The sequence below is a fragment of the Mycobacterium sp. NGS48 genome, from assembly GCF_059812585.1.
The window spans coordinates 63,270-75,355 of sequence record NZ_JCALCY010000003.1 but is presented as its reverse complement, the minus strand read 5'-3'; the positions used below and the strand labels follow the sequence as shown (position 1 = coordinate 75,355).

General features: G+C 68.4%; 7 protein-coding genes. All 7 read right to left on the bottom strand.

What is annotated here, in order from left to right:
• Nucleotides 1–25 precede the first annotated feature (25 nt).
• Nucleotides 26–1,093 carry a metal-dependent hydrolase family protein gene (locus AC5Y42_RS07170; protein ID WP_499896910.1) on the bottom strand — a complete coding sequence of 356 codons (1,068 nt, stop codon included), beginning with the start codon at nt 1,091–1,093 and terminating at the stop codon, nt 26–28.
• Between the two features lie 4 nt (nt 1,094–1,097).
• Nucleotides 1,098–2,666, bottom strand: a complete 1,569-nt coding sequence (ffh, locus tag AC5Y42_RS07165) for a signal recognition particle protein (protein WP_499896908.1) — start codon at nt 2,664–2,666, stop codon at nt 1,098–1,100.
• Nucleotides 2,667–2,725: 59 nt separating this feature from the next.
• Complete coding sequence (locus tag AC5Y42_RS07160; RefSeq protein WP_499896906.1) at nt 2,726–5,158, bottom strand: [protein-PII] uridylyltransferase; 2,433 nt, start codon at nt 5,156–5,158, stop codon at nt 2,726–2,728.
• A gap of 36 nt (nt 5,159–5,194) precedes the next feature.
• Entirely contained in the window at nt 5,195–5,476 is a 282-nt protein-coding gene (locus AC5Y42_RS07155) for a P-II family nitrogen regulator (RefSeq protein WP_499886305.1), read from the bottom strand.
• Nucleotides 5,403–6,926: an ammonium transporter gene (locus AC5Y42_RS07150; protein ID WP_499896905.1), complete on the bottom strand. Its 1,524-nt coding sequence runs from the start codon at nt 6,924–6,926 to the stop codon at nt 5,403–5,405. Before AC5Y42_RS07150 ends, AC5Y42_RS07155 begins: the two co-directional genes overlap by 74 nt.
• A gap of 206 nt (nt 6,927–7,132) precedes the next feature.
• Nucleotides 7,133–8,428 carry a signal recognition particle-docking protein FtsY gene (gene ftsY, locus AC5Y42_RS07145; RefSeq protein WP_499896903.1) on the bottom strand — a complete coding sequence of 432 codons (1,296 nt, stop codon included), beginning with the start codon at nt 8,426–8,428 and terminating at the stop codon, nt 7,133–7,135.
• Nucleotides 8,429–8,482: 54 nt separating this feature from the next.
• Nucleotides 8,483–12,079, bottom strand: coding sequence for a chromosome segregation protein SMC (smc, locus tag AC5Y42_RS07140; RefSeq protein WP_499896901.1), 3,597 nt, complete (start codon nt 12,077–12,079; stop codon nt 8,483–8,485).
• Nucleotides 12,080–12,086 lie beyond the last annotated feature (7 nt).

The window sequence follows — 12,086 nt, the reverse complement described above, 5'->3', positions numbered from 1 at the left end:
AACGGGCCGTCGCCGGATGCGCCGGTCAGAACACCCGCCCACGCAGAATCAGCACGTCCGGCCGGTTCAGCACGGCCGCACCGCGGCGGGGATCGTCGCTGTAGCACAACAGGTCCGCGGATGCGCCGTGCTCCAGGCCCGGCCGTTCCAACCAACGACGGGCGTCCCAGCAGGCAGCGCCCAGCGCCTCGGTGGCGGTCATCCCGATCCCGGTGAGCGCGTCGACCTCGTCAGCGATCCGACCGTGGCTGACCATGCCGCCCGCGTCACTGCCGGCGTAGATCGGTACGCCGGCCTGGCGGGCCGCGGACAGCCGCTGCTTGCTCTTCGCGTACAGGTCACGCATATGAGCCGCATAGACCGGATACTTCCCGGCGGAATCGGCGATACCGGGGAAGTTTTCGACGTTGATCAGCGTCGGCACCAGGGCGGTGTTGTGTTCGAGCATCAACTCGACGGTGTCGTCGGTGAGCCCGGTGCCGTGCTCGATGCAGTCGATGCCGGCGTTGAGCAGTCCCGGCAGGGCGTCTTCGCCGAAGACATGGGCGGTCACCCGCGCGCCGTGGGCGTGCGCGGCGTCGATTGCCGCCTCGAGTACGTCGTCGGACCACAACGGCGCCAGATCGCCCACCGCGCGGTCGATCCAGTCGCCGATCAACTTGATCCACCCGTCGCCGCGCTGCGCCTGTTCGGCCACCGCTGCGGGAAGCTGTGCTTCGTCCTCGACGTCGATCGACAGGCCTGGGATATAGCGCTTGGGCCGGGCCAGATGACGCCCGGCACGGATGATGCGGGGCAAGTCGTCACGGTCATCGAGGCTCCGGGTGTCGATCGGCACCCCGGGGTCACGTAGGAGCAACACCCCGGCGCCGCGCTCGGTCTCGGCGTACCGGATGGCCTCGTCTCTTCCGACCGGTCCGTCGGGACCAATGCCGAGGTGGCAGTGCGCGTCGACGAGCCCGGGAATGATCCAACCGCCGTCGAAAACGGTGTCAGCGTCGGCGACCGGCTCGGCGCTGAGCTTCCCGTCGGCAATCCACCACTGCACCGGTTCGCCGTCGGGCAACCCGCGGCCGCGCACGTGGAGCCCCATGCGGCTACTTCTTGCCCGGGAACTTCAGCTTGGACAAGTCGAAATCGGCCAATCCGGGCGGCAATTCGTCGAGACCCTCGGGCATCTGGGAGAGGTCGGGGAAACCGGCGGGCATCGCCGGCATCCCGGGGCCGAAGGGACTCCGTGCCTTGGGTGGCGTCGGTCCGCGCTTCTTGTTCTTTTTCCCTTTGCCGCCCTTGCTCTTTCGGGAAGATGACTTACGGCCAAGGCCGGGAATTCCCATCGAGCCCACCATCGACGACATCATCTTGCGGGCCTCGAAGAAGCGGTCGACGAGCTGGTTGACCTCTGACACCGTCACCCCGGAGCCGTTGGCGATGCGCAGCCGGCGCGACGCGTTGATGATCTTCGGATCGGCCCGCTCCTGCGGGGTCATCCCCCGGATGATGGCCTGCAGCCGGTCGAGTTGTGTGTCGTCGACGGCGGCCAGCGCGTCCTTCATCTGGCCGGCGCCGGGCAGCATGCCCAGCAGGTTGCCGATCGGACCCATTTTGCGAATCGCCAGCATCTGTTCGAGGAAGTCCTCCAGCGTCAGCTCGCCGGACCCGATCTTGACCGCGGCGGCCTCGGCCTGCTGTGCATCGAAGACCTGCTCGGCCTGTTCGATCAGGCTCAACACGTCGCCCATGCCCAGGATGCGGCTGGACATCCGGTCGGGATGGAAGACGTCGAAGTCCTCCAGCTTCTCGCCGGTGGACGCGAAAAGGATTGGCACACCGGTTACTTCGCGAACCGACAGCGCGGCACCGCCGCGAGCGTCGCCGTCCAGCTTGGTCAACACCACGCCGGTGAAACCGACACCCTCACGGAATGCCTCGGCGGTGGTGACGGCGTCCTGGCCGATCATCGCGTCGAGAACGAACAGCACCTCGTCGGGGTCGACGGCCGCGCGGATGGCGGCGGCCTGGGTCATCATCTCGTCGTCGATGCCCAGCCGCCCGGCGGTGTCGACGATGACGACGTCGAAATGTTTGGTCTGCGCCTCGGTAAGCCCCGCCGCCGCGACGGCGACCGGATCACCGGGGCCGGCCTGCTGCGTCGGGTCCGCTTCAACGGAGGTGCCCGGATGCGGCGCGAACACCGCGACGCCGGCCCGTTCGCCGACGATGCGCAACTGGTTGACGGCGCCCGGCCGCTGCAGATCGCAGGCCACCAGCAGCGGCGTGTGGCCCTGGCCACGCAGCCACGCGGCCAGCTTTCCGGCCAACGTCGTCTTACCCGAGCCTTGCAGGCCGGCCAGCATCACCACGGTCGGCGGGGTCTTGGCGAACGCCAATTGGCGGGTCTGGCCACCCAGGATGCCAATGAGCTCTTCGTTGACGATCTTGACGACCTGCTGCGCGGGGTTGAGCGCCGCAGAGACCTCAGCGCCCTTGGCGCGGTCTTTGATCCGGCTGACGAAACCCCGCACCACCGGCAGCGACACGTCGGCTTCCAGCAGCGCCAGCCGGATCTCGCGGGTGGTGGCGTCGATGTCGGCGTCGGTCAGCCGGCCCTTGCCGCGCAGCCCCTGCAGTGCACCGGTGAGGCGGTCGGACAGCGATTCAAACACGTCGCCAGCCTAGTGGCTTGCCGACGGCGGCTGCGTTGGACGCGGGCGTGACGCCGGCATCAGTCGCTACGGCGCAACATCGCGACCAATTCCCGCTCGATCGCCGCTCGCACCCTGGCGGTTTGCGTGGCCGTCCCGGTCGGCAGCACGACGCAGAACGTGTCGTCCACCGTCGAACCCCGGGTGGCGACCTTCGCCCAGATGATGTCCGCTCCGCCCCGCTCCAACACCCCGGCCACCCGCGCGAGCAAGCCGGCGCGGTCCGTGGCGCGGATCTCGACGCTCAGCCGGTTGCCCGTGCCGTCGAACCACAAAACCCGTGGCGGGGCGGTTGGCAGATCGGCAGGAACTCCGGTCGGCACGTCGCGGACGGGCCGGGCATCGCCGTCACGCTGCGCCAGCGCGCTGAGGACGTCGAGGTCGCCGTCCAGGGCGCTGACGAACTGCTGGCGCAGCAGTCCAGTGGCCGGCGGCGCCCCGAAGTGCGGCGACACCACGAACTCGTTGATGGCCGAACCGTCATGAATGTTCACCGAGGCCGAATGGACTCGCAGCCTGTTCAACGCCAGCACGCCAGCGGCTTTCGACAACAGGCCGCGTTGATCGGGGGCAATCATCGTCACCCGGTAGGTGCGTCGTCCGCCGCCGCTGCCGATCTCGACATGCACTCCGTGGTCCGCTGCCAGCAAAAGATAATCAGGATCGATCGGGTCGGGCTGCGGCAGCGGCTCACCGGCCATCACCAACCGGCAGCCCCGCACCAGCTCGCCGACCAGCGATGCTTTCCAATCGCTCCACACTGCAGGGCCGGTGGCCAGCGCGTCGGCTTCGGTGAGCGCGTGCAGCACGTCGAGCAGTACCGGGTCGCCGTCGAGGGAGTCCGCGACGTTCGAAATGACTTCCGGGTCGTTCAGGTCATGCCTGGTGGCGACCTTCGACAACAGCAGGTGATGCAACACCAGCCGCGAAAGCATCTCGACGTCCGAGGGCCACATGCCCAGCCTGGTACCGATCTGAGTGGCCAACTGGGCACCGACAACGCTGTGATCGGCGCCTCGGCCCTTCCCGAGGTCATGCAGCAACGCGGCAAGCACCAGTAGGTCGGGTCGCGCCACCCGGGTCGTGAAAATCCTTGCGCGGGCGACAGTTTCGACCAGATGGCGGTCCACTGTCCAGACATGGGCGATGTCACGTGGTGGCAGGTCTCGGATTGCGGTCCATTCCGGGAATAGCCGGCCCCACAAGCCGGTGCGATCGAGCGCTTCGATCGTCGTCACCACCGCGGGGCCGGCAGCCAGCAGAACCAGTAGGTCGTCCAACGCCTCGCGCGGCCAGGGCGTGGGCAGTTCCGCTGCAGTATGGGCCAACCGGTTCAGCGTGGACGCCGCGATGGGTAATCCCGTGACGGCCGATGCAGCCGCTGCTCGCAACGCCAGACCGGGATCACGTTCGGGCCGGGCTTGGCGGGCAAGCACCACTTCCCCGGCATGCTCGACCACGCCGTCGTCCAGCGGTCGGCGCAGCCGCCGCCGCACACTCGACATCCCGTGGCGCGGCAACGCATTGGCAGCGGTCCGCAACCCGGCGTCGACGCGGTAGCTGATGGTCCGGGCCGCGTCGGACAGCAGGCGCGATAGGTCGTATCTGTCGCCGACATGCAGCACCTCGCTGATCTCGTCGGCGTACTGGGCCAGCAGCAGATCACGCCCGCGCCGCGAAACGCGGTGCAGTTCGGTGCGGACGTCGAGCAGGTTGAGGTATGCACCGGTCAGCGAGGCTGTCGGACTGCCCGACGGGAGGCGGTCGGCCAGCTGGGCGATGGCCAGCGCGTCGAGCAGCTGAACGTCACGTAGGCCGCCGCGGCCGCATTTCAGGTCGGGTTCGGCGCGGTGCGCGATTTCGCCACTGCGGTGCCACCGGGATTGCGTCGCATCGACGAGTTCCTCGAAGCGGGAACGTATTCCGGTTCGCCACTGGTGGCGCACGCCGTCGATCAGCCGGGTCGATAACCGCTGATCGCCGGTGATGTGGCGAATGTCGAGCATCGCCAGGCCCGCGGAAATGTCCGCACCCGCGACCTCCAGTGCCTCGGCGACCGTGCGCACACTGTGGTCGAGACGAATGTTGGCATTCCACAGCGGATACCACAAGGACTCAGCGATCTGCTCGATGATTCCTTCCGGCATGTCGTCGTGCATGAGCACCAGGTCCAGGTCGGAATACGGCGGCAGCTCGCGACGGCCCAGAGAACCAGTGGCGACGACAGCAAACCCGCTGCCGGTGGTGATACCGATCTCGGTCGCCTTCGCGGCCAGCCAGGACTCGTGCAGCTCTCCCCAGGCTTTGCGCAGCGCCCGCGAATCCAGCTGGTCCGGCGCGGCGGCGAGCAGCTGCTCCCGGGCCGCGACTAAATCGATTGCCGCGCTGGTACTTCCGCCTGTCCCTGTCTCCCACTCACCCGGCCCTGGCGGGTCCTGGCCGCGTGATGTCATTGCAGCCCGGCCGGGGGCAGAAAGTCAGAACGAATCTCATATCGCATCCGGCCCACGCTCGCCGGTGCGCACCCGCACCACGGTTTCCACGGGGCAGACCCATACTTTGCCGTCACCGATCTTGCCGGTGCGCGCCGCTCGCACGATACTGTCGACGACCTTGTCGGCGGCAAAGTCGTCGACCAAGACCTCGATTCGCACCTTCGGCACGAAATCAACCGAGTATTCAGCACCGCGGTAAACCTCAGTGTGACCTTTCTGCCGTCCGTAGCCCTGGACTTCGCTGACCGTCATCCCCAGTTGTCCCGCCTCCTCCAGGCTGGCCTTGATGTCTTCCAGCGTGAACGGCTTGACGATCGCGGTAATCAGCTTCATCGTTGTGTCCCTCTGCTCCGTCCGCTACGTCGTGATGTGCGAGAACCGAACTGCCGACAACAGCGAAGTCGTAGCCACCTTCGGCGTGTTGAGCTTCGTCGATGCCTGAGGTTTCATCCTCTGCACCCAGTCGCAGTCCGATCGTGTATTTCACGATCAGAGCCAAGATAGCGGTGCCGATAGCCGAATAGACGAGAACACCGCCTGCGCCGATGATCTGCCGCCACAGCTGATCGAAACCGCCGCCATAGAGCAAACCCGGCGACACCCCTGCGACGCCGGCGATGGCAACGGTTTCCGGGGCCGCGAGCAAGCCCACCAGCAAGGTGCCCACCAGACCGCCGACCAGGTGCACCCCGACCACGTCGAGCGAATCGTCAAAACCGAATCGGTATTTCAGGCCGACGGCCAACGCGCATGCGACGCCGGCCACCGCGCCGATCACCAGCGCGCCCACTACGTTGACCGACGAACATGACGGCGTGATCGCGACCAGCCCGGCCACAATGCCCGACGCGGCCCCGAGTGACGTCGCGTGGCCGTCGCGGATCCGTTCGGTGAGTAGCCAGCCGAGCATCGCCCCGGCCGTCGCGACCGTGGTGGTAATGAACGTCGAGCCGGCGGCGCCGTTGGCGGACAGCGCCGAACCGGCGTTAAAGCCATACCAGCCGAACCACAGCAAACCGGCGCCGAGCATCACCAGCGGCAAGTTGTGCGGCCGCATCGGCATGGCAGGCCAGCCCCTGCGCTTACCGAGGATGATGGCCAGCACCAGGCCCGCCGTGCCGGCGTTGATGTGGACGGCGGTACCACCGGCGAAGTCGATGGCGTGCAGCTTGTTGGCGATCCACCCGCCGTGCGCCGCCGTCACCTTGTCGAACGCGAAGACCCAGTGCGCGACCGGGAAGTACACGAAACTCGCCCACAGTGCGGCGAACAGCATCCAGCTGCCGAACTTCAACCGATCGGCCACGGCTCCGGAGATCAGCGCCACCGTGATGATCGCAAACATCAGCTGGAATGCGACGAACACGCTTTGCGGCACGGTTCCCGCCAGCGGAATCTCGACGGACGCCGAGTGGCCGGCCGGGTCGGCTGCGACGGCATTGACGCCGATGAGCCCCCTGAGGCCCCAGTATTGGGTCGGATTGCCCGCGATGGACCCGACATCGTCGCCGAAGGCGAGCGAGTAGCCGTAGAGCACCCACAGCACCGTCACCACGCCCATCGCGCTGACGCTCATCATGATCATGTTCAGCACGCTCTTGGCGCGGACCATGCCGCCATAGAAAAAGGCCAGGCCCGGTGTCATCAACAGCACCAGCGCGGAGCTGGCCAGCATCCAAGCGGTATCGCCGGTGTTCGGCACCCCCATCGTCGGGTATTGGTCCACGCGCCCAGACCTCCTTCGCCGAAGCCACCAATGACCTGGTCAAACAATGCGCAGTCGTTGTTTCGGCTCCGACGCGGCGTGGTTTCGCCAGCGTTACAGGATGCTCACGGGTGCCGATGGGTGGCGACCCGTCCCCCTCGCCGCTCCGCGGCTGGGGGTGCCCCCGGCGCCCGGCTGCGCCGCGCTGGCGATCGCACCGGGGGGCGTCAGCCCAGTAGGGCATCGACGAAGGCGGCGGGCTCGAACGGCGCGAGATCGTCGGGTCCCTCGCCGAGGCCGACGAGTTTGACCGGCACACCTAATTCCTGCTGCACCCGGAACACGATGCCGCCCTTGGCGGTTCCGTCCAGCTTGGTCAGCACGGCTCCGGTGATGTCGACGACGTCGGCGAACACCCGCGCCTGCGCCAGCCCGTTCTGCCCGATGGTGGCGTCGAGCACCAGTAGGACCTCGTCGACGGCCGCGCGCCGCGTCACCACCCGTTTGACTTTGCCCAGTTCGTCCATCAGCCCGGTCTTGGTGTGCAATCGCCCTGCGGTATCGATGACGACGACGTCAGCACCCGCGGCGATGCCCTTGTCCACCGAATCGAAGGCCACCGAGGCGGGGTCGGCGCCTTCCGCGCCACGCACCACTTCGGCGCCCACCCGGGCGGCCCAGGTCTGCAGTTGGTCGGCCGCAGCGGCCCGGAACGTGTCGGCGGCGCCCAGCACCACCCGGCGTCCGTCGGCGACCAGCACCCGCGCCAATTTGCCGACCGTGGTGGTTTTGCCGGTGCCGTTGACACCGACGACCAGCAACACCGACGGATGATCGGCGTGCGGCAGCGCACGGATTGAGCGATCCAACTCGGGTTGCAGCTCGCTGATCAGGACCTCCCGCAGCACCGCGCGGGCATCGGCCTCGGTCTGCACGTTTTGGCTGGCGAGCTCGCTGCGCAGGCGGGACACCACCGACGTGGTGGCCGTCGGCCCCAGGTCGGCCACCAACAGCGTCTCTTCGACCTCCTCCCAGGAGTCCTCGTCGAGATTCCCACCGCCCAGTAGGCCCAGCATGCTGCGCCCCAACGCGTTCTGCGATCTGGCCAGCCTCCCGCGCAACCGCTCCAACCGGCCTTCGGCCGGGGCAATCGCCTCGAGGTCCGGAGCTTTCGGCGCGGACGGTGCGGGCGGTGCCGGCGGCGCGGGCGGTGCTTCGGTTTCGGGTTCGGGCAGCTGAACATCGGCGACGGTGCGCTTCGGAGCGTCACGCGGGATGGTCGCGTCGTCGCCGACACCGGGCAGGCCGGTGGTGTCGATGCGCTCAGCCGGCTGGACCGGCGGAGCCGTCTGGCTGAAGGTGATGCCCGCTGACGTGGTGTAGCCGCCAGAGCGGTCGAGCGTTGCGGGCTGCTGCGACAAACTGATCCGTCGCCGGCGGTAGCGGACCAGGCCGAAGATCAGTGCGGCGATGACGACCAGTGCAGCGATGACCGCGACGGCGATCCACAGAGCTTCGGACACCACGCCATTGTTCCAGGGGCCACACGCAACACCGAGGGCCGGTCATTGGCGGCGCTATCCGGCGGTGACCAACTCCTGGCCGCGCATTCGCTGCGAGATCACCGCGGTGATGCCGTCGTCGCGCATCGTCACCCCGTACAGCGCGTCGGCCACTTCCATCGTCGGCTTCTGGTGAGTGATGACGATGAGCTGCGATTGGGCGCGCAGCTGTTCGAACAGCTGCAGCAGCCGGTGCAGGTTGGTGTCGTCGAGCGCGGCCTCGACCTCGTCCATGATGTAGAACGGCGACGGCCGGGCTTTGAAGATCGCCACCAGCATCGCCACGGCGGTCAGCGACTTCTCGCCACCGGACAGCAGCGACAGCCGCTTGATCTTCTTGCCGGGCGGGCGGGCCTCCACCTCGATGCCGGTGTGCAGCATGTCGTCGGGATCGGTCAGCCGCAGCCGGCCCTCTCCGCCCGGGAAAAGGCTTGCGAACACCCCTTCGAACTCGCGCTCCACATCGGCGTAGGCGTCGGTGAACACCTGCAGGATGCGGGCGTCGACGTCGGCGACGACGTCGAGCAGATCCTTGCGGGCGGCCTTGACGTCCTCGAGTTGGGTCGACAAGAAGTTATAGCGTTCCTCCAGCGCGGCGAACTCCTCCAGCGCCAACGGGTTGACCCGGCCCAGTTCGGCCAGCTCACGTTCGGCGCGTTTGGCCCGACGCTCCTGAGTGGGCCGGTCGAACGGCATCGGCGCCGGCGCGGTGACCTGCTCGCCGCGCTCGCGGGCCTGCTCGTATTCGGCGATCTCGAGTTCGGTGGGCGGCAGCGCGACATCGGGACCGTATTCGGCGACCAGGTCGTCGGGCGCCATCCCGAACTGTTCGAGAACCATCTGTTCGAGCTGCTCGATGCGCAGCGCCGCCTGCGCCTTGGCCACTTCGTCGCGGTGCAGCGCTTCGGTCAGCGTGGCGATCCGCGCGTTCAGGGTGTTGACCTCGTCGCGCACCGCCGTCATCGCCGTCGATCGCTGCTGGCGCTCGGTGGTCAGCGCGTCGCGGTTGCGCGATGCAGCGCCAACCACCCGATTGAGCCGCCCGGCCAACAGTTGCCCGGCGTCGGCCACCGCGGCTGCCACCGCCGCGGCGCGCTCGCGGGCGGCGCGGGCTTGCTGGGCGCGCAGCCTCGCCTCCCGTTCGGCGGCAGCGGCCCGGCGCAGCGAATCCGCTCGTCCGCGAACGGCATTGGCGCGTTCTTCGGCGGTGCGCACCGTCAACCGGGCTTCCACTTCGGCGGTGCGGGCAGCCTCTAAACCAGTGCGGGCCGCGGCAATCTCCTGCTGGTCGACGGGTTGCGTGGCCGACACATCTTGGGTCTGTTCGGCGTTGCGTAGCCGGGTCTCCAGCTCACCGAGCTCCTCGAGGGTCCGGGCGCGACCGGCCTCCAACTCCTCGCGCTGGTGCAAGAGCCTGCGCCATTCGTCGTCGGCGGCGCGGGCCTCCTGACCCAGCCGGCCCAGTTGCTCGTAGATCGCTGAGATCGCGGCATCGGATTCGTTGAGCGCGGCCAGCGCCTGCTCGGCGGCGTCCTGCCGCGCGCCCTGCTCACTGAGCGCGCCCGACAGCGCGGCGGATAGCTGGTTGACCTGAGCCTCGGCGGCCGCCAGTTCGGCACCGGCCTTGTCGATTTCGCCGGCCACCTCCAGCGTCGAGGGCTTGCGGTCTGATCCTCCACTCACCCAGCCGGCCCCGACCAGGTCGCCGTCGTGGGTGACCGCGCGCAACCGCGGGCTTGCCGCCACCAGATTCAGCGCCGCACTCAGATCGGCAACTACCGCGACGCCGGAAAGCATCGCCGTCATCGCGCCGCGCAGCCGCGGCGGCGCCTCGATGAGGTCCAGCGCCCAGCGGGCACCGTCGGGCAGCACGGCCGGGACCCGTTCGGGCTCGGCCGACCAGTCGCCCAGCACGATCGCCGCCCGTCCGCCGTCGGCCTGCTTGAGCGCGGTCACCGCTGAGCGGGCGGCGCCGAAGCTGTCAGCGGCGACGGCGTCGGCAGCCGCGCCCAGCACCGCGGCCAGCGCCGTCTGGTAGCCGGACTCAACCCTGACCAGCTTCGCAATGGTTCCGAAAATCCCTGCTTCGCTGCGGTTTTCGGTGAGCCAGGCGGCGCCGTCCTTGCGTTCGAGTCCCACCGACAGCGCGTCGATGCGGGCCCGCAGCGACGCCACCTGACGTTCGGCCCCCCGCTCGGCGGACTGCAGTTCGGCGACCCGCTCGTCGGCCAGTCGCAGCGCCGCCACCATCCGGTCGTGATGCTCGTCGAGACCTACCTCACCCTGATCGAGCTCACCCACGCGGCTCTGCACGGTTTCGAACTCCGCCACCGCGTGCTGCACTCGGGTGGCGGCCTCCTCGATGCGCTCCGACAACTTGGCGACGCTGTCGTCGATCGATTCGACCCGCGCGCGCATGGTTTCGACTTGGCCGGCCAGCCGGGCCAGGCCCTCCCGGCGGTCGGCCTCGGCGCGCACGGCCGCCAGGTGTGCCTGTTCGGCATCGGCGGCGCTGCGCTCACGGTGCGACAGCTCCGCCCGGGCGGCCTCCAACCCGGTGCGAGCGCCGGCCAACTCCGCCAGCAACCGCTGTTCTTGTGCGGCCACCTGTTGCGCTTCGGCGTCCAACGCGTCGGGGTCCGGACCGCCGGCAACAGCGGGCTCGACGTCGAGGTGCTGCGCGCGCTCGCTGGCGATACGTATGGTCGCGCTGACCCGTTCGGCCAACGCGGACAACCGAAACCATGTCTGCTGTGCGCGTTCAGCGCGTTCAGAAAGGCGGGCCAACGCGCTCTCGTGGGTGGCCAGCTCGTCGGAGGCCACCGCGCACCGGGTGGCGGCCTCGTCGTGCTCGCGGCGTAACACCGCTTCCGCCTCGTTGGTGTCGTTGAGCTCGGCCTGCCGGGTGACGACGTCGTCGGCGGCCAGCCGCAGCTTCGCGTCGCGCAGGTCGGCTTGGATGGTCTGGGCGCGACGGGCCACCTCGGCCTGGCGACCCAGCGGCTTGAGCTGGCGACGCAGTTCGGTGGTCAGATCGGTCAGCCGGGCCAGGTTCGCCGACATCGCCTCCAGCTTGCGGACAGCTTTTTCCTTGCGCTTGCGGTGCTTGAGCACCCCGGCGGCTTCCTCGATGAACGCCCGACGGTCCTCCGGCCGCGACTCCAGGATCTCGTTGAGCTTGCCCTGCCCGACGATGACGTGCATCTCGCGCCCGATACCGGAGTCGCTGAGCAGCTCCTGGACGTCCATCAATCGGCAACCGCTGCCGTTGATTTCGTATTCGCTGGCGCCGTCGCGGAACATCCGCCGGGTGATCGACACCTCGGAGTATTCGATCGGCAGCGCGTTGTCCGAGTTGTCGATGGTGACCGTGACTTCAGCGCGGCCCAGCGGCGCGCGCGACGACGTGCCGGCGAAGATGACGTCTTCCATCTTGCCGCCGCGCAGCGTCTTGGCGCCCTGCTCGCCCATCACCCAGGCCAGGGCGTCGACCACGTTGGACTTGCCCGAGCCGTTGGGCCCGACCACGGCGGTGATGCCCGGCTCGAAACGCAGAGTCGTCGGCGAGGCAAAGGACTTGAAGCCCTTGAGCGTCAGACTCTTGAGGTACACGGCGTGC

Coding starts and splice junctions, on each gene's coding strand:
- AC5Y42_RS07170 (WP_499896910.1), bottom strand. CDS start 1,093: ATGGGGCTCCACGTGCGCGGCCGCGGGTTGCCCGACGGCGAACCGGTG.
- AC5Y42_RS07160 (WP_499896906.1), bottom strand. CDS start 5,158: ATGACATCACGCGGCCAGGACCCGCCAGGGCCGGGTGAGTGGGAGACA.